Source organism: Actinobacillus indolicus, from assembly GCF_004519515.1.
GTDB lineage: Bacteria > Pseudomonadota > Gammaproteobacteria > Enterobacterales > Pasteurellaceae > Glaesserella > Glaesserella indolica_A.
In genome coordinates this window covers 1,429,430-1,454,384 of sequence record NZ_CP038145.1, presented here as the reverse complement: position 1 = coordinate 1,454,384, position 24,955 = coordinate 1,429,430, and the positions used below count along the sequence as shown (strand labels likewise).

General features: G+C 42.4%; 16 protein-coding genes, 5 tRNA genes, 3 rRNA genes and 1 pseudogene. 12 read left to right on the top strand and 13 right to left on the bottom strand.

The features are described 5' to 3' along the window. Positions 1-62: 62 nt before the first annotated feature. The gene (gene rne, locus EXH44_RS07235; protein WP_208717123.1) at positions 63-2,996 is read right to left on the bottom strand and encodes a ribonuclease E; all 2,934 of its coding nucleotides are present in this window, start codon (positions 2,994-2,996) and stop codon (positions 63-65) included. A gap of 383 nt (positions 2,997-3,379) precedes the next feature. Next, positions 3,380-4,294, bottom strand: a complete 915-nt coding sequence (locus tag EXH44_RS07230; protein WP_162857548.1) for a mechanosensitive ion channel family protein — start codon at positions 4,292-4,294, stop codon at positions 3,380-3,382. A gap of 110 nt (positions 4,295-4,404) precedes the next feature. Between EXH44_RS07230 and rluC the strand changes: the two genes are divergently transcribed. The 10 genes from rluC to EXH44_RS07180 all read left to right on the top strand — a co-directional run bounded on the left by rluC (position 4,405) and on the right by EXH44_RS07180 (position 11,845). After that, entirely contained in the window at positions 4,405-5,367 is a 963-nt protein-coding gene (rluC, locus tag EXH44_RS07225; RefSeq protein ID WP_162856871.1) for a 23S rRNA pseudouridine(955/2504/2580) synthase RluC, read from the top strand. A gap of 24 nt (positions 5,368-5,391) precedes the next feature. After that, positions 5,392-5,967, top strand: a complete 576-nt coding sequence (locus EXH44_RS07220) for a hypothetical protein (protein WP_162856869.1) — start codon at positions 5,392-5,394, stop codon at positions 5,965-5,967. Between the two features lie 26 nt (positions 5,968-5,993). Next, positions 5,994-6,845, top strand: coding sequence for a dihydropteroate synthase (gene folP / locus EXH44_RS07215; RefSeq protein ID WP_162856868.1), 852 nt, complete (start codon positions 5,994-5,996; stop codon positions 6,843-6,845). A 12-nt stretch (positions 6,846-6,857) separates the two neighbouring features. Next, entirely contained in the window at positions 6,858-8,042 is a 1,185-nt protein-coding gene (chrA, locus tag EXH44_RS07210) for a chromate efflux transporter (protein WP_162856867.1), read from the top strand. Between the two features lie 6 nt (positions 8,043-8,048). Further along, positions 8,049-8,393, top strand: coding sequence for an ArsC family reductase (locus EXH44_RS07205; protein WP_162856866.1), 345 nt, complete (start codon positions 8,049-8,051; stop codon positions 8,391-8,393). Next, on the top strand, positions 8,374-8,688 hold the full coding sequence (locus tag EXH44_RS07200; RefSeq protein WP_162856864.1) for a hypothetical protein: 315 nt from the start codon (positions 8,374-8,376) through the stop codon (positions 8,686-8,688). The genes EXH44_RS07205 and EXH44_RS07200 overlap by 20 nt, the downstream gene beginning before the upstream one ends. Next, complete coding sequence (gene dapE / locus EXH44_RS07195) at positions 8,664-9,803, top strand: succinyl-diaminopimelate desuccinylase (RefSeq protein WP_162856862.1); 1,140 nt, start codon at positions 8,664-8,666, stop codon at positions 9,801-9,803. Before EXH44_RS07200 ends, dapE begins: the two co-directional genes overlap by 25 nt. 3 nt (positions 9,804-9,806) lie before the next feature. Next, entirely contained in the window at positions 9,807-10,493 is a 687-nt protein-coding gene (locus EXH44_RS07190; RefSeq protein WP_162856860.1) for a M15 family metallopeptidase, read from the top strand. Between the two features lie 5 nt (positions 10,494-10,498). Further along, positions 10,499-11,251, top strand: a complete 753-nt coding sequence (locus tag EXH44_RS07185; RefSeq protein ID WP_162856859.1) for a class I SAM-dependent methyltransferase — start codon at positions 10,499-10,501, stop codon at positions 11,249-11,251. Between the two features lie 75 nt (positions 11,252-11,326). Next, a complete protein-coding gene (locus tag EXH44_RS07180) occupies positions 11,327-11,845 on the top strand; it encodes a porin family protein (protein WP_162856857.1) in 519 nt (172 codons plus the stop codon). 130 nt (positions 11,846-11,975) lie between these two features. On the opposite strand, the gene mpl is transcribed toward EXH44_RS07180, so the two are convergent. Further along, positions 11,976-13,340: a UDP-N-acetylmuramate:L-alanyl-gamma-D-glutamyl-meso-diaminopimelate ligase gene (gene mpl / locus EXH44_RS07175; RefSeq protein ID WP_162856856.1), complete on the bottom strand. Its 1,365-nt coding sequence runs from the start codon at positions 13,338-13,340 to the stop codon at positions 11,976-11,978. Between the two features lie 121 nt (positions 13,341-13,461). Here mpl and fbp point away from each other — a divergent pair, with 121 nt between their 5' ends. Then, positions 13,462-14,463, top strand: a complete 1,002-nt coding sequence (fbp, locus tag EXH44_RS07170) for a class 1 fructose-bisphosphatase (protein ID WP_162856855.1) — start codon at positions 13,462-13,464, stop codon at positions 14,461-14,463. 150 nt (positions 14,464-14,613) lie between these two features. Beyond that, positions 14,614-16,209 (top strand): ABC transporter substrate-binding protein, encoded by a 1,596-nt coding sequence (locus EXH44_RS07165; RefSeq protein ID WP_162856854.1) that lies wholly within the window; start codon positions 14,614-14,616, stop codon positions 16,207-16,209. Between the two features lie 832 nt (positions 16,210-17,041). On the opposite strand, the gene rrf is transcribed toward EXH44_RS07165, so the two are convergent. The 10 genes and pseudogenes from rrf to EXH44_RS07115 form a co-directional block, all read right to left on the bottom strand. Beyond that, a 5S ribosomal RNA gene (rrf, locus tag EXH44_RS07160) occupies positions 17,042-17,157 on the bottom strand. Between the two features lie 150 nt (positions 17,158-17,307). Beyond that, positions 17,308-20,205: ribosomal RNA gene (locus EXH44_RS07155) — 23S ribosomal RNA — on the bottom strand. Between the two features lie 280 nt (positions 20,206-20,485). Further along, positions 20,486-20,561 (bottom strand) — tRNA-Ala (locus EXH44_RS07150). 57 nt (positions 20,562-20,618) lie between these two features. Then, positions 20,619-20,695: transfer RNA gene (locus EXH44_RS07145), tRNA-Ile, on the bottom strand. Between the two features lie 79 nt (positions 20,696-20,774). Then, a 16S ribosomal RNA gene (locus tag EXH44_RS07140) occupies positions 20,775-22,314 on the bottom strand. Together the 16S, 23S and 5S rRNA genes with 5 tRNA genes alongside form the textbook arrangement of a ribosomal RNA operon. 166 nt (positions 22,315-22,480) lie before the next feature. Continuing rightward, positions 22,481-22,557: transfer RNA gene (locus EXH44_RS07135), tRNA-Pro, on the bottom strand. A 26-nt stretch (positions 22,558-22,583) separates the two neighbouring features. Next, positions 22,584-22,659, bottom strand: a tRNA-His gene (locus EXH44_RS07130). Positions 22,660-22,689: 30 nt separating this feature from the next. After that, positions 22,690-22,766, bottom strand: a tRNA-Arg gene (locus EXH44_RS07125). Positions 22,767-22,902: 136 nt separating this feature from the next. After that, positions 22,903-23,628: a lipopolysaccharide N-acetylmannosaminouronosyltransferase gene (gene wecG / locus EXH44_RS07120; RefSeq protein ID WP_162857547.1), complete on the bottom strand. Its 726-nt coding sequence runs from the start codon at positions 23,626-23,628 to the stop codon at positions 22,903-22,905. Next, a pseudogene (locus tag EXH44_RS07115) lies at positions 23,618-24,864 on the bottom strand (WzyE family oligosaccharide polymerase). Before EXH44_RS07115 ends, wecG begins: the two are co-directional and overlap by 11 nt. Between the last annotated feature and the right edge of the window lie 91 nt (positions 24,865-24,955).

Genomic DNA, 24,955 nt, shown 5'->3' with positions numbered 1-24,955 from the left:
AGCGTCTTTTTAGAGTCTAAACTAAAAGTTTAGTTCCTGGTATTTTTCTATTTGCTTATTTGTTAAGCAGTTGTTTTAGCAACACGAGGAGCAGAGTAAACATGGCTTACTGCGCTACTATGTCCACCAAAGCCTTTACCATAGAAATAATATTTAGAGTTTTGCCACTCTTTGACTTGAATGATTTCAATCTCTTCTACTGGTGCGCTCGCTACAGTCATTGTTGATTGAGTGTGTTGTACGCGAGAAAAAGTCCCTAATTTTCCAACAAACTGATACTGGCTTTGATATACCTCAGTAGGTTGTTCTACTTGGATTTCTGTTTCACTCTCTTCAGACATTTTTGTTGTTACATGAGCAGATTTTTTGCGTTCATGATTCTCTTTAACCAAATCACGATCTGTTGATTGTGATACAACGAGTCCAAAAGGTTTTGCGGACAATGCAACGGCTTTTTCATCCACTTCGTCAATGGCATTTTCTGCTTTAGGACGGCGTTTATGGTTGTCTTTCACTAAATCGCGGTCAGCTTCTTGTTTAACAAAATAACCGAAAGGAACAGTAGATTCTTTATTTTCAACATTAACCGCTTGTGCTGATTCCTCTTGTTCAACAACAGGTTGCTCTTGTTGTTGTAGGATTTCATCAACGGACAAGAAACGTGGTTTTTCTTCTGTTGCTACTTTTGGCGTTTCGCTAAATTTCACCCAAATCTTACCGCTTGCAAGCTCAGGTGATGCGACCGCAGATGTTAATGGCATTGCAGCTTTGACTTCTTTTCGCTCACGGCGACGTTGATTGCCTACACGTAAATGACGAGGTAAGCGACGTTGGCGAGACTCTCGTGATTCGCCACGTTCTTCAATCATATCTGTGTTTTCAATTACATTTTCAGTAACTGGTGTAATAACAGCCTCGCTTGCGAATGAGTTTGCACTAACATCTTCTGATGCTACTAAAGACGCGGTCACTTCTGATGGATTATCAGTAGAATCAACACGCACTTTTTTGCGTAAATCACGACGTTGGCGGCGTTCCGCTACTTTAGTTTCACGCTGTACGACTTGGCGTTGCTCTGCAGGTTGTTGCACGACTTCTTCAACAATCTCACGGCGTTTTTTCGGCTCAGCTTGAGCAGCTACAACATCTTTTGTCGCCTCTACCGTCGTTGCCTTACGTTCTTGGCGTTCATTGCGATTCGGGCGTTCACGGCGTTGTTGGCGACGTTCACGCTGATTGCGGGTTTTGCCTTTACCTTGTTTCTTCTCAGGTTCTTTCTCTTCGCTTGCAAACATTGCTTTGATTTTCGCAATGATTCGACTGATTAACGAAGGTTTTGCAGGCTCGACTGGCGTTGGTGCAGGCTGTAGATTTAACTCTGAGCTTTGTAATACTGATTCAACGGTAATCACTGGCTCATTACGGCTGACCAACGCTTCTTCTGAATGGTGATGATGAACGTGATTTTCTTCATCTTGTTCTTGGTAGCGTTTCGCTAAATCGTAGCTTAAGGTTGGAACGATCTCGTTCTCACGCAGGCGATACACACTAAAGTGTGGGGTTTCCATACTTTCGGTTGGTACCACAATCACTTGAACATCGTGACGTTTTTCAATGTCACTAATCGCCTTACGTTTTTCATTTAATAGGTACGAAGCAATTTCTACAGGCACGATAGCGTGAACCTGTACTGAGTTTTCTTTAATCGCTTCTTCTTCTAACAGACGCAAAATGGAGAGTGCAATCGACTCGTTATCACGAATTTTTCCAGTACCTTGACAGCGTGGACAAACGTGTGACGACGCTTCGCTTAACGACGGACTTAAACGCTGACGGCTCATTTCGAGCAAGCCGAAACGAGAAATACGTCCAAACTGGATTCTTGCACGGTCTTGACGTGTTGCTTCACGGATACGGTTTTCCACTTCACGCTGATGACGAACTGGGGTCATATCAATAAAGTCGATCACGATTAAACCGCCCAAGTCACGTAAACGTAACTGACGAGCAATTTCGTCTGCCGCCTCCAAGTTGGTATTTAATGCGGTTTCTTCAATATCGCCACCACGAGTTGCACGGGACGAGTTGATGTCGATAGCCGTCAATGCTTCAGTTACATCAATTACAATAGAACCGCCTGATGGCAAACGCACTTCACGTTGGAATGCTGATTCAATTTGCGACTCGATTTGATAGTGACTGAACAACGGTACTTCACCTTCATATAGGCGAACACGGTTGATAAAATCAGGACGGACAAGACGGATATGATTTTTCGCTTTCTCAAATACCTTGCGGTTGTCGATCAAAATCTCACCAATATCACGGCGAAGATAATCACGGATCGCACGCACAATCACATCACTTTCCTGATGAATTAAGAAGGGTGCTGGGCGAGACTCTGCCGCTTTTTTGATTGCTTCCCAATGATGTAACAAGACTTTTAAGTCCCATTGCAACTCTTCAGGGGATTTACCCACCCCAGCAGTACGCACAATTAAACCGACATCTTCAGGCACATCTAAGCAATCTAACGCTTCTTTCAGCTCTAAACGTTCGTCCCCTTCAATACGACGAGAAATACCGCCGGCTCGGGGATTATTTGGCATTAAAACAAGATAGCTACCCGCCAAAGAGATAAAGGTCGTCAAAGCCGCCCCTTTATTACCACGCTCTTCCTTGCTGACTTGAACAATAACTTCCGCCCCTTCTTGAATAATATCTTTAATGTTTGGGCGCCCTTGGAACACATAGCCTTCAGGGAAGTATTCACGAGAAATCTCTTTTAACGGAAGGAAACCGTGACGCTCTGCACCGTAATCAACGAATGCCGCTTCAAGACTAGGTTCAACACGGGTAATTTTACCTTTGTAGATATTCGCTTTCTTTTGTTCGTGTCCTGGACTTTCAATATCCAAGTCGAACAGTCGCTGCCCATCAACAAGGGCAACACGCAACTCTTCTTTTTGAGTTGCATTGATTAACATTCTTTTCATTGTGTTTTCTCATTTTATTTTTGTTAGTGCTATTCATAGGGTTCGGGTTTGTATTTTTGCTAATCTGTCAATCTCCCGACTGTCTAAGGACAAACTGACGTGAACCCTATGATCTAAGGTGATCTATTTTATGTCTTACACTCAACATTTGACTGCATAATCAATCACGATATTTGCATTTTTAACCGTTGCAAGCGGTACTTTTTGTCTGATTTTTTACAATTTTATTCAGTAAAATTCAATAGACAGAAAAAGCGAGTCATTATGGCATTTTACGAAAGAAATAGAAAGGCAAAAGTAGGGTTATTCGGGAGAAAAAATCAAGCGGTCGATTTCTCTGATTTGTAAAAAACAGCACAAAACCAACCGCGTGTAAAATGTAATTAAGACTTCGAGAACGTCACAGACGTTTCAGCTGGCAAATGTAAATCCAACTGATTATACGGAATCGAAATCCCAGCCTTATCAAAGCCGATTTTTACTTTTTCCAAAATCGCAAATTGTGTACTTGAATAGTTATTCGTCTGCACCCACGGACGCACAAATAACTGCACACTGCTTGCCGCTAAGTTACCAACCGCAATGGTAGGCTCTGGATAGTGTAAAACATTTTCATCTTCAAATAGAATTTGAGCAATAATCTCTTTGGCTTTCTCAATATCGGACTCGTAACTAATATCGAAAATGAAATCGATACGACGAGTTTCATTACGAGAGTAGTTGGTGATACTGTCGGCAAACACCTTTCCATTTGGAATCAATACCGTTTTGTTGTCGCCGGTTCTTAGCTCCAACATCAAAATCCCCATTTGTTCGACCTTACCTGCACTACCACCAGCTTCAATAAAATCGCCCTTATTAAATGGTTTAAAGATTAATAGCATCACTCCCGCGGCAAAATTTTGTAATGAGTTTTGTAAGGCTAAACCAATTGCCAAACCTGCAGCACCAATTAATGCCACTAATGAACTTGTATTAATTCCTAATTGCGAAAGGGATGCAATAACGGTAATGAGTAAGAAAAGAAAATAGGCAATAGAGCGAACAAAGCCTTGCAGCATTTCATCTTTGCTCGAGGCTAATACCGCTTTTCCTATTAAACCACTTAAGATACGAGCGAGATAACGCCCAATAATAAAAATTGCAATGGCAATTAATAGCTTTGTGCCATAAGGGATAATCCAATCATGTAAAAGACTTTGAAAATCTAAATTCTTTACATCACTGATAATTTCTTTTGCTTCTGGGGGAAGTGTAAGTTCTGTTGTTTCTTTTGCTTTGTCAGCCGTTGTGGTCATGGTTTTCTCCAATGAATCAATAAAATCAGCATATTCTAGCATGTGTAAGCCGGATTCTTCGGGGATTTTATGATAGAATTTACTCAATTTTTCCTATTACCTAAATCAAAATGACAACAGAAAAAGTAATTAGTGCCAGCGTTCAATTTTTTACGATCAGTGATGATGAAGCTGGGCAACGTTTGGATAACTTCTTACTCGCCAAGCTCAAAGGCGTGCCAAAAAGCCTGGTTTACCGCATTGTGCGTAAAGGCGAAGTGCGAGTAAACAAAGGGCGGATTAAACCCGAATATAAGTTGCAAGCGGACGATATTGTGCGAGTTCCGCCTGTGCGTGTGGCAGAAAAAAATGAAGCCCCGATTTCGACCAAACTCAACAAAGTCGCCGAACTTGAACATCAAATTCTTTATGAAGATGATGTGATGTTAGTGATTAACAAACCGTCCGGCATTGCTGTTCACGGCGGTAGCGGTTTAAGTTTTGGTGTGATTGAAGCCTTACGGGCATTACGCCCTGAAGCTCGTTTTTTAGAACTAGTTCACCGTATCGACCGAGATACATCTGGGCTGTTGTTAGTAGCAAAAAAACGTTCCGCATTGCGTAGTTTGCACGAACAGTTGCGTGAAAAAGTGGTGCAGAAAGATTATCTCGCACTCGTACGAGGGCAGTGGCAATCGTACGTTAAAGTGATTAAAGCACCGCTATTGAAAAACGAATTAGCCAGTGGCGAACGCATTGTACGAGTAAGCGAAGAAGGCAAACCGTCCGAAACCCGATTTGTGATTGAAGAACGTTATCCGACAGCGACTTTAGTCAAGGCTTCGCCTGTGACAGGTAGAACGCACCAAATCCGTGTGCATACTCAATACGCAGGACACCCGATTGCCCTTGATGACAAATATGGCGACCGTGAATTTGACCAAAAAATGCAACAAGCGGGTCTAAACCGCCTATTTTTACACGCTCATTCTATTCGATTTGTTCACCCGAAAACGGGCGAAGAAATGGTTGTGACAGCACCGTTGGATAAACAACTAAAGGCCGTGTTGGCGAAGTTGAGGGCAGAGAAATAGTAGAATATAAATGGAGAAGAAATAATGGAAAAAGCTATTCCTATAATAGTCATTTCATTTCTTATTTATTTTTCGTTTGTAGATTATCGTTATGAGATAGAAACGGATTATAAAATAATTTATTTTATTATTTCTTATATTTTTATTCTTCCTATTTTTATAAAAGACGTTATCAAAGGATATAAATCTCATAGAGAACTGGAGCAAAAGAGATATTTTTCTAAGAGAAAACAAGAAGAACACGAGAAAAAATTAGAGAAGTACTCCCTATCTAGTGATATTATCGGTGCGCTCGCTGCTCCTGCAGTATTTGCTATCCTAGTTATGCCAATAATATCTTATGAATATACAGATAGATTTGGTAAGAATGTTTTTTATACTGCAGATGTATATGATAAAGAGATTTATCGTTCATCAGGAAAATATTCTCATACATATTATTATGTTAGAGTAAAATCTAAGGAATTTGGAAAGGAAACAATAGAAGATAAATCTTTATATGAAAAAGTGAATATTTCTTCGAAAATTTCTATTATAAAAAGGCAATCACCTTTAGGTAATTATATTCATTATAAAAGTATTGGTGTAGTTATAAAATAATAAAGCAGTCTGGCTAAGGTAAAATAATGCAAATCTATTACAAAAATTTCCAAGGATCTGACCGCTTGTTAGATCTCACTTCCCCGAGAATTATGGGGATTTTGAATTTTACCCCTGATTCATTCTCCGATTCAGGAAAATTTTTTACCCTTGATAAAGCCCTGTTTCAAGTGGAGAAAATGCTCAATGACGGGGCGGATATTATTGATATTGGTGGTGAGTCCACCCGTTCGAATGCGGAAATCGTTACCCTTGAGCAAGAGTTGGAACGGGTTGTGCCGTTGGTTGAAGCAGTTCGCAAGCGGTTTGATTGCTTGATTTCGGTAGATAGCTCAAAGGCGGAAGTATTTCGTCAATCGGCACAAGTTGGGGCGGATATTCTCAATGATATTCGGGCGTTACAAGAGCCGAATGCCCTAGAAACCGCCGTAGAATTAGGCTTGCCTGTTTGTTTAATGCATATGCAAGGCACACCGCAAAATATGCAACAAAATCCATCATATGATGATGTGGTGGAAGAAGTCGCAGATTTTCTCAACCAACGCATTTTTGCTTGCACAATGGCTGGCATTCCCAAAGAGCATATTATTTTAGATGTCGGCTTTGGTTTTGGTAAAACGGTGCAACATAATTATCAACTGCTAAAACATCTAAACGCCTTTGTTGCTTCAGGCTATCCTGTGTTAGCTGGGCTTTCCCGTAAGTCGATGATCGGCAATGTAATCAACAAACCGGTCGATCAACGTGTTGCAGGCAGTGTCGCTGGTGCATTGCTCGCAGTACAAAATGGAGCGAAGATCGTGCGAGTTCATGATGTAGCAGAAACCGCTGACGCTTTGAAAGTGTGGCAAGCGATGGTAAATGCAGACAACATTTAGCGGAGGTAACCCGTGCAACAGTTACAATCTTTTCATGCTACGTGGCAAGTTTTTCTAACTTTTTTACGTTTGGGGCTGACTTCTTTTGGCGGTCCAGTCGCTCATTTAGGCTATTTTCATCATGAATTTGTTGAACGTAAAAAATGGCTGACGGAACAAGAGTATGCAGATTTGGTTGCACTTTGCCAATTTTTACCCGGCCCTGCCAGTAGCCAAGTCGGGATGGGCATTGGCTTAATGCGTTCGGGCTATTTAGGCTTGGTTGCGGCATGGATTGGCTTTACCTTACCTTCGGCTCTAGTGCTGATTTTGTTTGCGTTAGGAGCGGTGCATTTTCAAGAGATCATTCCTGCAGGCTTGTTACACGGCTTGAAAGTGGCGAGTGTTGCAATCGTGGTACAAGCGGTTTGGGGTATGATGAAAATGTTCTGTAAAGATCAAAAACAGATTGCGATCATGGTCTTTGCCACAACCGTAGTGTTACTGTTCCCATCTGCGTGGGTGCAAGTGTTAGTGATTGTATTGGCGGCACTCATCAGTTTAGCTTGGTTACCACAACCGCAAGTCAGCCAAACATCATCCGGCTCAACAGGTTCTAAAAAAATGGCTTTGTTTAGCTTAGGGCTGTTTTTTATATTGTTGATAGGCTTGCCATTTTTGACTTACCACGGTTCTTCCCATTATTTAGCAATGATAGATTCCTTCTACCGAAGCGGTGCGTTAGTCTTTGGAGGCGGGCATGTGGTATTGCCGTTATTGCAAACAGAAACCGTGAGTACAGGCTGGGTCAGCCATGATCTCTTTTTAGCCGGATATGCCTTAGCGCAAACCGTACCGGGTCCATTATTTACCTTTGCTGCCTTTTTAGGTGCGGCCGATCAAGGTTGGCTGGGTGGCGTAGTTGCATTATTGGCAATCTTTCTGCCGTCAGCATTACTGGTATTGGGCGCATTACCGTTTTGGGCAACATTAAGAACGAATCCATTGGCACAAAAAGCGTTGGTCGGCGTGAATTCCGCCTTAGTCGGTTTATTATTAGCCGCCCTTTATAATCCTATTTGGGTCAATGCAATTTTACACCCTAAAGACTTTTGCCTAGCATTAATCGCTTTCGTCGCATTAATGTTTTGGAAACTTCCTGCATGGCTTGTGATTGTTGCAAGCGGTGCGATCAGCGCAATTTTTTACACATTTTGAGGGTATATGACAAAAATCTACGGCATTAAAAACTGTGATACCGTGAAAAAAGCGATCAAATGGCTTGCGGATAACAACTTAAACCCACAACTGCACGACTACCGTGTTGATGGCTTAGATCCTGAATGGCTGGCTGAAATGGCAGAGAAATTTGGCTGGGAAAACTTAGTCAATAAACGTAGCACCACTTGGCGTGGGCTTGATGATGAAATTAAAAATAATCTCAACAAAGAGCTGGCATTAAAAGTGTTAAACGAACAGCCAACCTTAATCAAACGCCCGATTGTGATTGCTGATAACGTTGCGTTGATTGGGTTTGATGAAAAAGAGTATGCTCAAGTATTTAAGTAAAAGGCTGTTTACTCTCAGCATTATTGCTTTATTTATTGCCGCTCCTTTGGCTTTTTCTGCCTCGTATTCTCCTTTCAGAGATATTGTTGATATCATCGACATTACTGGGTGTGAGACATTGGAGTTATGTGAGCAACTTTATGAAAAACCCTTTACGATTTTTCTAAAATACGATTTACCAGTTATATTCGGATTTATATTTTTTTGCCTTTTGGTCTTGTATTTTTTATCAAAAGGGGCAAATCAACTGTTTAATATTTTGAGAGCAATATGGAAAGACAAATCATCACATTAGCCCAAGCCCTTATCCAACGTAAATCTATCAGCCCGAACGATGAAGGCTGCCAACAATTGATTGCCGAACGGCTACAAGCGGTAGGATTTAAGCTGGAATGGTTGCCTTTTGGCGACACCTTAAATTTATGGGCAACTCACGGCGAAGGCGAACCTTGCCTTGCCTTTGCTGGGCATACCGACGTTGTCCCTGAAGGCGACGAAAGTCAATGGACTTATCCGCCGTTTTCCGCTGAAATTGTCGATGATATGCTTTACGGGCGTGGTGCGGCGGATATGAAAGGTTCTTTAGCGGCAATGGTGATCGCTTGTGAAACCTTTGTGAAAAACAAGCCAAACCATCAAGGCAAAATTGCCTTGCTTATCACCTCTGATGAAGAAGCCGCAGCCAAAGACGGCACGGTGAAAGTGGTGGAAACCTTAATGCAACGCCAAGAACCGATCCACTATTGTGTGGTGGGTGAGCCGTCCAGTACCAAACAGTTGGGTGATGTGGTGAAAAACGGTCGTCGTGGTTCGATTACCGCCAATCTTTATATTGAAGGCATTCAAGGACACGTTGCCTATCCCCATTTAGCTGAAAACCCCGTTCATACAGCTCTACCATTTTTAAGCGAACTGACCGCTTACCAATGGGATAATGGCAACGAATTTTTCCCACCGACAAGTCTGCAAATTGCCAATATCAAAGCCGGTACAGGTAGTAATAACGTGATCCCGGGCGAGCTTTATGTGCAGTTCAATTTACGTTATTGCACCGAAGTGAATGATGAAATCATCAAAGCCAAAGTTGCCGAAATGTTGCAAAAACACGGTTTAAAACATCGAATTGAATGGAATTTGTCGGGAAAACCGTTCTTAGCTGGCAATGGAAAACTGGTTCAAGCCACGATACAAGCGGTCGAAAAGGTGACACAAATTACGCCTAAACTAGACACGGGCGGTGGCACATCAGACGGGCGTTTTATCGCCTTAATGGGTGCAGAAGTGGTTGAGTTCGGTCCAATCAACCAAACCATTCATAAAGTGAACGAATGTGTGAATGTGAATGACTTAGGCAAATGTGGCGAAGTGTATTACCAAATTGCCGAAAAATTACTATTACAAGCGGTCTGATTTATGCCAAATTTTGCAAATTTCCCTGAAATCCTCACGGGCAATAGCCGTGAACATTTAGTGCCTCTGCCGAATGCGTTGTCGGATAAACACGCCTTACAAGCAGAAGTAGTAAACGCTTTTTTACAACTACAACAAGCGGCAAAACAAGCAGGTTTTAACTTACAACCCACCAGCACCTATCGTGATTTTGAACGACAAAAAATGATTTGGAATGCCAAATTCAACGGCGAACGTAAAGTCCACGATGATAACGGTTGTGCCTTAGATTTGACTTGTTTAGATGATTGGCAAAAATGCCAAGCGATTTTACGTTGGTCTGCTGTACCTGGGGCGAGCCGCCATCATTGGGGAACGGAAATTGATATTTTCGATCCCGACTTACTTCCCGAAGGGCAAAATCTGATGTTAGAGCCGTGGGAATATCAAACGGGCGGTTATTTCCAACGTTTAACCAATTGGCTTTTAGTGAATGCGGAACAATTCAGTTTCTATTTTCCGTTTATGGAAGATCACGGCAAACAAATTGGCTTAGAGCCTTGGCATATCAGCTATTTCCCGATTGCTGAACAGTACGAGCGGTTGCTTTCACCTGAAATTTTGCAAATAGCGTGGGACAGTGAAGATGTGGCTGGTAAATGTAGCCTGAGCCAGCACATTGATGATGTATTTAAGCATTACATATTGTAAAAATAATGACAAAAATCCAATTAATTAACGAAAGCGATTTTGCCGAGCAGTTTCAACAAACCTGTGAAAAATGGCAACTTCAACATAACCCTGAGGCGATTTTAGCGTTAGTGCAAACCAATGAACGTTTGGAGCTTCGTAAATTAGATGAACCAAAACTTGGGGCAATTGCGGTGAATTTTGTGGATGGCACAATGGCTCATCGCCGTAAATTTGGCGGTGGGCGTGGCGAAGCAGTAGCAAAAGCAGTTGGGATTAAAGGCGATTATTTACCGACTGTGATTGATGCTACCGCAGGGCTTGGGCGAGATGCTTTTGTATTAGCCTCGGTGGGTTGCCAAGTCAAATTGGTTGAACGAAATCCAGTGGTCAGCGCCTTATTGGAAGATGGCTTAAATCGAGCTTATCAAGACGCAGAAATTGGCGACTTTATGCGGGAGCGAATGATTTTGTTACCAGCACACTCTATAGCAGAACTGGATCCCAATCGTGATTTTGCTGATGTGGTTTACCTTGACCCAATGTACCCGCATAAACAGAAAAGTGCTTTAGTCAAAAAAGAGATGCGAGTGTTTCAGCATTTGGTTGGGGCGGATTTGGATTCTGATGATTTCTTTTTCCCAGCAAAACAGTTGGCTCGTAAACGCGTGGTGGTTAAACGCCCCGATTATGCACCATTTTTAGCAGAGCAGAAGCCTGATTTTAGCCAAGAAACGAAAAATCATCGGTTTGATGTCTATTTATCCCATGTAAAATAGAACCATTATTTCCTTGTATTGACAAATATTCGTGAGTACACTGCTCATGTTTTTAACCCTTATAGGAGTTTCATTATGAAAAAATTAGCAATGGTGACTTTAGCATTCGCTTCGAGTGCCGCTTTTGCAGCCCCAGTTGGCGAAACCTTTACTGGCGTAGGTGTTGGTGTTGATTTAACGACAGTTAAATATAAAAGTGAAGGTTTAGAAGGTAAACAAGCTACAGGTGCAAACCTGATTGTTGATTATGCGATGGATTATGGCAATAATTTAGTCGGTGTTGTTGAAGGTAAAGCAAAATTAGGTAGCACAAAAATTTTCAATGATGTGAAACAAAAATCACAATTTAGTGCGGGCTATTTACAAGGCTATCGTGTGTTACCAGATTTACTGCCTTATGCGAAATTAAATTATAGCGTAAGTAAAGTAGGCGATGTGGGTAGCTTTAAAGGGATCGGCTACGGTGCCGGTGTAAAATATGCTGTATCAAACGATATTGAAATCGGTGCTGAATACTTAAGAAGTAACTTAAAACATAGCGGTACAAAATTAAAAGGTAATGCATTTAGCGCAAGTGCTGCTTATCGTTTCTAAGCTAAATCTTCCCCCTTATAGGTTCTGATTTGAACAAAAACCATAGATTTAGTCATAAAAAATCTGCACCTTAATCAGTTGATTGCTTAGTCAAACTTTTTAGGTGCAGATCTGTTCCTATGAATATTTATTATTTTACTAGTGCAGTTAATAATTTCTGATGAATCCCTCCAAATGCCCCATTACTCATCACTAAAATATGATCTGTGGGTTTGGCTTCTTTGACAATCAATTCAACTAATTCATCTAGGCTCGCAGACCATTGTGCTGGCTGGTTTAGTGCATCCGTAATCATGCTAACTTGCCACGGAATGGTATCGGGTTGATAAACAAAGACGGCATCTGCGTCTTTTAACGATGGAGCTATTTCATCTTTGTGAACGCCCATTTTCATTGTGTTTGAACGGGGTTCTAATACCGCCAAAATGCGTTGATCTTTGCCTACTTTGCCACGAAGTGCGTCGATTGTTGCTAAAATAGCGGTTGGATGGTGGGCAAAATCATCATAAACAGTAACGCCATTTACTTCCCCTTTGACTTCTAAACGGCGGTTGGCATTAATAAAGCTATTTAAGCCTAAACAAGCTTGTTCGACGCTTACCCCTGCGTTGTGTGAGGCTGCAATCGCCATTAAACCGTTATGCATATTGTGAGCGCCGAGCAAGTTCCATTTCACTTCCCCTACTTTTTGCTGTTTATGATAAATCACAAAATGGGAGTAATCTGAACTTAACGGCTCGGCGTACCAGTCTTGATCTTGCCCGATAAATTGTTGCTCGCTATAACAACCCATTTTTAAGGTGTTTTGTACGTTTTCATCTGATGTTGCGGATAAAATGCAGCCATTTTGTGGCATTGTACGGATAAGATGATGGAACTGGCGTTGAATTGCTTTTAAATCATCAAAAATATCTGCGTGGTCAAAATCAATGTTGTTGATAATTAAGGTTTTAGGATTGTAATGTACGAATTTAGAACGTTTGTCAAAAAAGGCTGAATCATATTCGTCCGCTTCAATCACAAAGAAATCACTTGAGCCTGCACGCGCTGAAATACCAAAGTTGCCTGCAACACCGCCGATTAAGAAACCTGTATCAATGCCTGCTTGATCTAAAATCCAACTTAACATTCCCGTTGTGGTGGTTTTGCCGTGCGTGCCTGACACAGCAAGCACCCAACGATCTTTGAGTAAATGATCTCTTAGCCATTGCGGTCCTGATGTGTACGGCAAGCGGTGATTTAAGATATGTTCTACGCAAGGATTACCACGGCTAATCGCATTGCCGATAATAATCATATCGGGAACAGGATCGAGCTGGGCAATATCGTAATGGGGGATAATTTCAATACCGCTTTTTTCTAAAAAGGTACTCATTGGCGGATAGACATTGGTATCAGACCCTGTCACTTTATAACCTAACTCTCTTGCAATAATCGCCACGCCACCCATAAAAGTACCGCAGATCCCTAAAATATGAATATGTTGCTGTTTCATAGCCTTCCTTACATAAAAATTGTGAACAGTATCACAAAACAAAACTTTACTCGAAAACAGAGCTTCGATGGGCGAGTATAATAAAGCAAACTGCATTGAATAGCTAATAAGGAGATAAAAAATGAAAACATTAGGCGAATTTATTGTTGAACGACAAGCAGAATACCCAGGGGCAACGGGGGAACTCAGTGGTATTTTGTCCTCTATTCGTTTATCGGCAAAAATCATTCATCGTGATATTAACCGAGCGGGTTTAACCCAAGATATTTTAGGGGTGTCTGGCGATGAAAACATTCAGGGCGAAACCCAGATGAAGCTCGATGTATTTGCCAACGAAACAATGAAAAAAGCATTAATCGCTCGTGGTGATGTGGCAGGATTTGCGTCTGAAGAAGATGATACTTTCGTGGCGTTTGATACGGAACGTGGTCGAAATGCGAAATACATTCTTATGACAGATCCCCTCGATGGTTCTTCCAACATTGATGTGAATGTGTCTGTGGGGACAATTTTCTCGATCTACAAACGTGTATCACCGATTGGTACGCCTGTGACGATGGAGGATTTCTTACAACCTGGACGTAAACAAGTTGCGGCAGGCTATGTCACCTATGGCTCATCAACAATGTTAGTTTACACGACAGGCAATGGCGTAAACGGCTTCACCTACGATCCATCTTTAGGGTTGTTCATTCTCTCTCACCCAAATATGAAAATGCCGTTTGAAGGCAAATATTATTCAATTAACGAAGGGCAATATCTCAAATTCCCAGAGGGTGTGAAGAAATTCATTAAATTCTGTCAGGAAGAAGACAAAGCAACAGGTCGTCCATACTCTTCTCGTTATATCGGTTCCTTGGTTTCAGACTTCCACCGTAACTTGTTAAAAGGCGGTATCTACATTTACCCAAGCACGAAAAGCCACCCGAACGGTAAATTACGCCTACTTTACGAAGGGAACCCGATGGCATTTTTAGCGGAACAGGCTGGCGGTATGGCGACAGACGGATTTAATCCGATTTTAGACATTAAACCAACCGAACTGCATCAACGTGTACCATTCTTTGTGGGTTCAACGGCAATGGTGCAAAAAGCGGGTGAGTTAATGGAAGAGTATAAATAGTAAATTTTTACGAAGAACTGACCGCTTGTAATCCGTGCAAGCGGTCTTTTTATATCTTTTAGTTATAATAACCTACATTTAGTTCTTTACCTTAAGGTAATTTCTCGGTATCTTTCCAAACAATTTTTTAATTCCCTCAACGGAGGCTACATGAAATTTAATACGAAACTTTCTTTAATCGCCGCAACCTTATTTGTATCAACAGTGGCACAAGCTGCTGATAAAACATTTGTGAACTGTGTTAGCCGTTCACCAACAGGTTTTAGCCCTGCATTAGTGATGGACGGTATTTCTTATAATGCAAGTTCACAACAAGTCTATAACCGTCTCGTTGAGTTTAAACGTGGTTCAACAGATATTGAGCCCGCTCTTGCAGAAAGCTGGACAGTGAGTGATGATGGTTTAACTTATACCTTTAATTTGCGTAAAGGCGTGAAATTCCACTCAAATAAAGAGTTTACTCCAAGCCGTGATTTTAATGCGGACGATGTGGTGTTTTCATTCCAACGTCAGTTAGATCCAAATCACCCATACCACAATGTATCTAAAGCAACTTATCCGTACTTTAAAGCAATGAAATTCCCAACATTGTTGAAATCAGTGGAAAAAGTTGATGATCATACAGTGAAAATTACCTTAACCCGTCAAGATGCAACATTCTTAGCGAGTTTAGGTATGGACTTTATCTCGATTTATTCAGCGGAATATGCGGATAAAATGTTAGCAGCAGGCAAACCAGAAACCATTGATACGACCCCTATTGGTACAGGTCCGTTTGTGTTTGCAGGCTATCAAGTGGATCAAAAAAGCCGCTATTTCGCACATAAAGAGTATTGGAAAGGAAAAGCCGATATTGACCGCTTGATCTTTGAAATTGTCCCTGATGCAACGGCTCGTTATGCAAAATTACAAGCGGGTGCTTGTGACTTAATTGACTTCCCAAATGCCGCAGATCTTGAGAAGATGAAAACCGATCCGAAAGTGAATTTACTTTCTCAAGCAGGGTTGAACATTGCTTATATTGCATTCAATACTGAAAAAGCACCGTTCGATAATGTAAAAGTACGCCAAGCGTTAAACTATGCAGTGGATAAGAATGCGATCATTGATGCCGTTTATCGTGGTGCAGGTGTGGCGGCGAAAAACCCACTTCCACCAACAATTTGGGGCTATAACAACGAAATCACTGGTTATGAATATAACCCAGAAAAAGCAAAACAGTTATTAAAAGAAGCTGGCTTTGAAAATGGATTTGAAACGGATATTTGGGTACAGCCTGTGGTGCGTGCTTCTAACCCGAACCCACGTCGTATGGCAGAATTAGTGCAAAGCGACTGGGAAAAAGTGGGCGTGAAATCAAAACTGGTTAGCTACGAATGGGGTGACTACATCAAACGTACCAAAGCAGGCGAATTAACTGCAGGTACTTATGGTTGGTCAGGTGATAATGGCGATCCTGATAACTTCTTATCGCCATTATTCGGCAGTGAAAACGTGGGTAACAGTAACTACGCTCGCTTCAAAAATCCTGAATTAGATGCGTTGTTACATAAAGCGGTTGGTTTATCTGACAAAGCAGAGCGTGCCAAAATTTATGAACAAGCACAAGTATTGTTGAAAGAACAAGCCCCTTGGATCAATGTGGCACACTCCATTAACTTTGCCCCAACCAGTAAACGTGTTCAAGACTATAAACAAAGTCCGTTTGGTTATACTTACTTATATGGTACGAAGTTAGCAGACTAATCTTTAAATAAAGACAGTATTATATAAGACAGTAAAGTTGGTAATAATTAGAGAAAATAATTATTACCAACTTTTTTTGTTCGAAAAATCCTCTCTAAACATTATCTTATGCTTTTTCGTTAATCCATCATGAACCGATAATTTTCGCTTCAATTCTTTAAATAATCCTTTCAACCTATTTGTTGTTTTTTCTATATTTAGGTGAGCATATTCTTCAAAGGTGAATAAATATTTCATATAGTATTTTAAACTAGCATAAGCCCCTCTTACATTACGGTGTTTTAAGAAAAATATTCTTTCTCATTGGGATATTCAGACCGTTCATATAAAAACGCTTTATGTTTTAAATACCATTGATGTAATCTTAAATAAAATTCGTTTTTGTGGCTTTCTTTTAGAGTTTTTACAATAATCTTTAATTCTTTACCTGCTTGTGATTGATGTTTTTTCTTAATTTTCTCACCACAATTACGACCATATGGAGGTGGCACATTTGAATTGGGGTATTAAATAAATCTTTTAACAGCCCTCTACGTCCATCATTTGTAATAGATTGAATCCTATAACCTTTTTCACGAAGTATGTTTAGAAGTCTTTTTCTGTTTTGATAACACAGTGATAAACGACTTTTTAGATAGTGTAGGTGTAATTGAATAAAATGAATACAAAAGGAAATGCAATGCATCTGACAAGCGGTCAGATTCCCTCATTTTTTTGCAAATCCTTTTGCAAATTCCTCTCGCCATCTCACCGCTTGTTTGCGGGATGTTTATCCCTAAACGCAAAAAACCGCAAGCTATCTCTAACTTGCGGTTTCTTTACCTTAATAAAACCCTGATGGTGCCCTACTCTCACATGGGGAAACCCCACACTACCATCGGCGTTACTGCGTTTCACTTCTGAGTTCGGGATGGAATCAGGTGGGACCACAGCACTATGGCCATCAGGAAAATCTTTAATGACTTTCTCTATCTTATTGTCTGTTCTTTCATTTCGAAACAAGCTGCTCTGAGTGTCTTTATTTTGTTTAGTTAGTTTGTTGCTTTTATTCAGCTTTCAACTCTCTTGCGCTTCTTCTTCAAAAACGCTTGAGGTTGTATAGTTAAGCCTCTCGGGCAATTAGTACACGTTAGCTCAATGTATCACTACACTTACACACCGTGCCTATCTACGTCGTAGTCTCCAACAACCCTTACAGTCTTATAGACTGGGATGACTCATCTTGAGGCAAGTTTCGTACTTAGATGCTTTCAGCACTTATCTCTTCCGCATGTAGCTACCCAGCAATGCCTCTGGCGAGACAACTGGAACACCAGTGATGCGTCCACTCCGGTCCTCTCGTACTAGGAGCAGCCCCTCTCAATCATCCAACGCCCACGGCAGATAGGGACCGAACTGTCTCACGACGTTCTAAACCCAGCTCGCGTACCACTTTAAATGGCGAACAGCCATACCCTTGGGACCTACTTCAGCCCCAGGATGTGATGAGCCGACATCGAGGTGCCAAACACCGCCGTCGATATGAACTCTTGGGCGGTATCAGCCTGTTATCCCCGGAGTACCTTTTATCCGTTGAGCGATGGCCCTTCCATTCAGAACCACCGGATCACTATGACCTGCTTTCGCACCTGCTCGACTTGTCTGTCTCGCAGTTAAGCTTGCTTATACCATTGCACTAACCTCACGATGTCCGACCGTGATTAGCAAACCTTCGTGCTCCTCCGTTACTCTTTGGGAGGAGACCGCCCCAGTCAAACTACCCACCAGACACTGTCCGAGACCGCGTTCCGCAATCTTCGTTAGAACATCAAACGTTAAAGGGTGGTATTTCAAGGACGCCTCCACAATCACTGGCGTGACTGCTTCAAAGGCTCCCACCTATCCTACACATCAAAATTCAATGTTCAGTGTCAAGCTATAGTAAAGGTTCACGGGGTCTTTCCGTCTAGCCGCGGGTACACCGCATCTTCACGGCGATTTCAATTTCACTGAGTCTCGGGTGGAGACAGCCTGGCCATCATTATGCCATTCGTGCAGGTCGGAACTTACCCGACAAGGAATTTCGCTACCTTAGGACCGTTATAGTTACGGCCGCCGTTTACTGGGGCTTCGATCAGGAGCTTCTCTTTCGATAACACCATCAATTAACCTTCCAGCACCGGGCAGGCATCACACCCTATACGTCCACTTTCGTGTTTGCAGAGTGCTGTGTTTTTAATAAACAGTTGCAGCCAGCTGGTATCTTCGACTGGTTCAGCCTTCGGGAGTAAATCCCTACAACCTACGCCAGCGCACCTTCTCCCGAAGTTACGGTGCTATTTTGCCTAGTTCCTTCACCCGAGTTCTCTCAAGCGCCTGAGTATTCTCTACCTGACCACCTGTGTCGGTTTTCAGTACGGTTTATCTTCATCTGAAGCTTAGTGGCTTTTCCTGGAAGCGTGGTATCAGTTACTTCATCTCCGTAGAGACTCGTCATCATCTCTCAGTGTTAGTAGGAGCCCGGATTTGCCTAAGCTCCCCACCTACCAACTTAAACAGACATCCAACAGTCTGCTAACCTAACCTTCTCCGTCCCCACATCGCAATGAAGACAAGTACGGGAATATTAACCCGTTTCCCATCGACTACGCTTTTCAGCCTCGCCTTAGGGGCCGACTCACCCTGCCCCGATTAACGTTGGACAGGAACCCTTGGTCTTCCGGCGAACGAGTTTTTCACTCGTTTTATCGTTACTTATGTCAGCATTCGCACTTGTGATACGTCCAACAGACTTCTCAATCCATCTTCATCCGCTTACACAACGCTCCCCTACCCAACAGTATTTCTACTGATGCCGCAGCTTCGGTGCTATATTTTAGCCCCGTTACATCTTCCGCGCAGGCCGACTCGACTAGTGAGCTATTACGCTTTCTTTAAATGATGGCTGCTTCTAAGCCAACATCCTAGCTGTCTAAGCCTTCCCACTTCGTTTCCCACTTAATATAGACTTTGGGACCTTAGCTGGCGGTCTGGGTTGTTTCCCTCTCCACGATGGACGTTAGCACCCACCGTGTGTCTCCTGAGTATCACTCTTCGGTATTCGCAGTTTGCATCGGGTTGGTAATCCGGGATGGACCCCTAGCCGAAACAGTGCTCTACCCCCGAAGGTGTCCGCTCAAGGCTCTACCTAAATAGATTTCGGGGAGAACCAGCTATCTCCCGGTTTGATTGGCCTTTCACCCCCAGCCACAAGTCATCCGCTAATTTTTCAACATTAGTCGGTTCGGTCCTCCAGTTAGTGTTACCCAACCTTCAACCTGCCCATGGCTAGATCACCGGGTTTCGGGTCTATACCTTGCAACTATCCGCCCAGTTAAGACTCGGTTTCCCTTCGGCTCCCTTATTCAGTTAACCTCGCTACAAAATATAAGTCGCTGACCCATTATACAAAAGGTACGCAGTCACCCCAAAAGGGCTCCCACTGCTTGTACGTACACGGTTTCAGGTTCTATTTCACTCCCCTCACTGGGGTTCTTTTCGCCTTTCCTTCACAGTACTGGTTCACTATCGGTCAATCAGGAGTATTTAGCCTTGGAGGATGGTCCCCCCATCTTCAAACAGGATTTCTCGTGTCCCGCCCTACTTGTTGTTAGCCTAGTACCACAATTTACTTTTTAAGTACGGGATTATCACCCTCTACGATTGAGCTTCCCAGCTCATTCCTCTAAGTTAAACTGCTATCACTAACTGGCTCTTTCGCTTTCGCTCGCCGCTACTTACAAAATCTCGGTTGATTTCTTTTCCTCGGGGTACTTAGATGTTTCAGTTCTCCCGGTTTGCCTCACTTGCCTATGTATTCAACAAGTGATAGTAGATTCTTCATCTACTGGGTTTCCCCATTCGGACATCTTGGATTAAACGCCTCTTATCGACTCATCCAAGCTTTTCGCAGATTAGCACGTCCTTCTTCGCCTCTGATTGCCTAGGCATCCACCGTGTACGCTTAGTCACTTAACCATACAACCTCAAACATTTTTATTCGAAGTCGATATTAACTACTAAACACTTGACTGCTTTTGTTCAGTCAAGATTTTCTTACTACTCAGACTTTTCTTCTCTATCAGTTTTTACTGACTTGAAAAATCTCTCAGTTTTTCAGCTTGTTTCTAAATTTTTAAAGAACAAAAAGATAATCGCCTTTCGGCTAAATCATCATATTTAAATTAACAAGCAGTTACTTTCTTGCTTTTATTTTGCTTTCAGTTTTTATTTCGCTTGTTCGCTTAAATATGATGATTGGTGGAGATAAGCGGGATCGAACCGCTGACCTCCTGCGTGCAAGGCAGGCGCTCTCCCAGCTGAGCTATATCCCCAATTTCATCACATCTCTTCCAGTTTTCACTCTTTCGTTCGGTTACCCTTAGATTGAGTGGTGGGTCTGAGTGGACTTGAACCACCGACCTCACCCTTATCAGGGGTGCGCTCTAACCACCTGAGCTACAGACCCAAAAGGATGTCTTCGTTCTCTTCATTGTCTACAATTACCAAACAATCTGTGTGAACACTTGCAAATCGCTTCATCTAGGTAAGGAGGTGATCCAACCGCAGGTTCCCCTACGGTTACCTTGTTACGACTTCACCCCAGTCATGAATCATACCGTGGTAAACGCCCCCCTCTCGGTTAAGCTATCTACTTCTGGTACAACCCACTCCCATGGTGTGACGGGCGGTGTGTACAAGGCCCGGGAACGTATTCACCGCGACATTCTGATTCGCGATTACTAGCGATTCCGACTTCATGGAGTCGAGTTGCAGACTCCAATCCGGACTTAGATGCACTTTCTGAGATTCACTCCACCTCGCGGTATCGTAGCCCTCTGTATGCACCATTGTAGCACGTGTGTAGCCCTACTCGTAAGGGCCATGATGACTTGACGTCATCCCCACCTTCCTCCAGTTTATCACTGGCAGTCTCCTTTGAGTTCCCGACCGAATCGCTGGCAACAAAGGATAAGGGTTGCGCTCGTTGCGGGACTTAACCCAACATTTCACAACACGAGCTGACGACAGCCATGCAGCACCTGTCTCATAGTTCCCGAAGGCACTTCCGCATCTCTGCAGAATTCTATGGATGTCAAGAGTAGGTAAGGTTCTTCGCGTTGCATCGAATTAAACCACATGCTCCACCGCTTGTGCGGGCCCCCGTCAATTCATTTGAGTTTTAACCTTGCGGCCGTACTCCCCAGGCGGTCGATTTATCACGTTAGCTACGGGCACCAAGCTTAAAGCCCAATCCCCAAATCGACAGCGTTTACAGCGTGGACTACCAGGGTATCTAATCCTGTTTGCTCCCCACGCTTTCGCACATGAGCGTCAGTATTTTCCCAAGGGGCTGCCTTCGCCTTCGGTATTCCTCCACATCTCTACGCATTTCACCGCTACACGTGGAATTCTACCCCTCCCTAAAATACTCTAGCGACCCAGTATGAAATGCAATTCCCAAGTTAAGCTCGGGGCTTTCACATCTCACTTAAGTCACCGCCTGCGTGCCCTTTACGCCCAGTCATTCCGATTAACGCTCGCACCCTCCGTATTACCGCGGCTGCTGGCACGGAGTTAGCCGGTGCTTCTTCTGTGACTAACGTCAATTGCTTGTTCTATTAAAACAAACACCTTCCTCATCACCGAAAGAACTTTACAACCCGAAGGCCTTCTTCATTCACGCGGCATGGCTGCATCAGGGTTCCCCCCATTGTGCAATATTCCCCACTGCTGCCTCCCGTAGGAGTCTGGACCGTGTCTCAGTTCCAGTGTGGCTGGTCATCCTCTCAGACCAGCTAGAGATCGTCGGCTTGGTAGGCCTTTACCCCACCAACTACCTAATCCCACTTGGGCTCATCTTATGGCAGGTGGCCCGAAAGTCCCACCCTTTAGTCCTTAGACATTACGCGGTATTAGCTACAGTTTCCCGTAGTTATCCCCCTCCATAAGCCAGATTCCCAAGCATTACTCACCCGTCCGCCACTCGTCAGCAAGAAAGCAAGCTTTCTCCTGCTACCGTTCGACTTGCATGTGTTAAGCCTGCCGCCAGCGTTCAATCTGAGCCATGATCAAACTCTTCAATTCAAAAAGTTTAATCGCTCAATATGTACTGACTATAAAAAATCACATTAATATGAATTTCAAGTTAAGCACTTATCAAGACTTCAAAATTAAAAAATATTTTCAAACAAAGTCAATCAACAAGTGCCCACACAGATTGTCTGATATATTGTTAAAGAACGAAATAAAGTGGTCGGCGAGATAGGATTTGAACCTACGACCCACTGGTCCCAAACCAGTTGCGCTACCAAGCTGCGCTACTCGCCGTCTGATATGCTATTGCATATATTAAATGGGGTGGCTAATGGGATTCGAACCCACGACAACTGGAATCACAATCCAGGGCTCTACCAACTGAGCTATAGCCACCGTCGTTAGTTGTTGATATTGCATTACCTCTGGCGCGCTCGACAAGATTTGAACTTGCGACCTTTGGCTCCGGAGGCCAACGCTCTATCCAACTGAGCTACGAACGCGTTATTTTCAGTAGTGCGTCGCAACGGAGGCGTATATTAGTGATTTCAATCTCGCTTGTCTAGCACTTTTTGAAAAAATTTTCTTGTATGCTCTTAATTTATTCAAAATGTTTACTAATTATCAAAAACGGTGATTTTATAGCTGATTTGTTAAATGATAATACGCATATTTCACTAATCTAACTTGCCTTCTCCAACGAGTAGGCTGATGTAATACTCTATACAACCACTCTAATCCTAACTGTTGCCAAACAACAGGAGCTCGTTTTACCTTACCCACAAAGACATCATAACTTCCACCAACGCCCATATATAATGCATCTGGATAATGTTTTTGTGCTTTTTGCATAAACAGTTCTTGTTTAGGCGAGCCCAATGCAACCGTCACTAGTTTTGCCCCACTACGTTTAATACTTTCTATCAAGCTATCTTCTTCCGCTTCAGAAAAATACCCATTGTGGCTTCCCACAATATTCACCTTCATATCAAGTAACTTCTGCTCTGTCTGTGCTATTACCTGTGAATCTCCGCCAAGAATAAACACCGGAATGTGATATTCACAAGAAGCCTGCATCAACCCTAACCACAAATCAGCCCCTGCGATGCGTTCTAGCGAGCTATACTGCGGATATTTCTTTTTTATTGAACAGACAATGCTGATCCCATCTGCATATTTATACTCCGCCTGATTTAACAAGCCAAATAATTCAGGGCTTTCTTTAGACAATACAGCTTTTTCAGCATTCATCGCAATGAGCTTGCCTGCTCTTACTTGCCCATTATTGAGCAAATATGAGATCAGCTCTTGTTGATTCTTCGCAGTCAAAATCTCTAATTGGCAAATGTTTACTTTATCCATCATTTTTCTTATATCTGTTTGCCACTCTGACAATCAACACTGCAATAGTGTAACACCCTAAAAATACGAGACTAAAAAAGACAAAACGTGAAACAAACGCATCTAATCCTTCTCTCACCAACACCATCAAATTAAAGATATTGGCAAGGCAGTAAGCCTGTACAATCGCATTTTGATGTTCACTTCCTTGCTTAAATAGCGTATCAAACAGCCATATTATCGTTGCAACCACCGCCATTCCAATGATAATCGCAACATATCCCCCATAATATAGAAAGAGCCTAAAAGGGTCGGAGAGATCGCTAATCCAGACTGATTCCCTAAAATCACTTTTGTGAAATAATTAGCACTGTTCCACACAATATCGGGTCTATCTTGCCAAAGGGATGTTGGGATATATACATAAAAATCACGAATAATCGGCATAATCCCTAAAAAATCAATCTCTGAGCTGAGTATTTGGCTTAGATTTTGCCAAGGTGAAAACGTATCTCGAGTCAGATACAACAGAGTGTGTAGCACTTCTAATCCCTGTAAATCCAAATTATAACGAGCAAATGCCAATATTGACATCACGCCTATTGCACCAAGACCAAAGAACACAATCCATTTGAATGCAAGGTAACGATAATAAAATCCTAATACCACAAAAAGCAAAAAAGCGATTGCCATATTTGCACGAGTACCGCCTGTGGCTAAATAACTTAATCCGCCAAGTCCAAGACCAAAGGTCAAAAATAGTCCCCACTGTTTTTTACTTGGTGACAAGAAAAACCAAATTAATAACGCAGGAATGAAAAAATAGAAAAAGCGTTTTAATGGAATTGCGTTCACACTGTTGGAAAACAGCTGGCTGTATTTCTCAAGTTTAAAAAATAACAATCCTTGATTGAGATAAACAAATAACAGCAAGGATACTAATGCGATAAAAAACAAGCTACAAGCGGTTAGATTTGCTTGACGTTTTGCAAAAATATTTTGTTGAGCTGGCTGATTCAACTTCCTTTTATTGAAATAGGACAATAGCTGATAACAACACAAATACCCTAGATAACTCGCAAACGCTGTACCTAGCGTAACGACGATATTTAATGCATCGGGTAGCGAGTGCCCAAATCTCCAAGATAACAGCAATGAAAAAGGGAAACCTAAAAAGAAGGTAACAAAATATAGCCCACTAAACAGCAGATGAAACGAGAAATAGTGTTGCTGATAAATACGATATAGGCTATATCCCATCGCAGTTGTCACTACTAGATAAAATAGAATAACGCCACTCAGAACCATATTTCCCCCAATAAAAAACGGTGCAAATTTTTACTCAAATCGC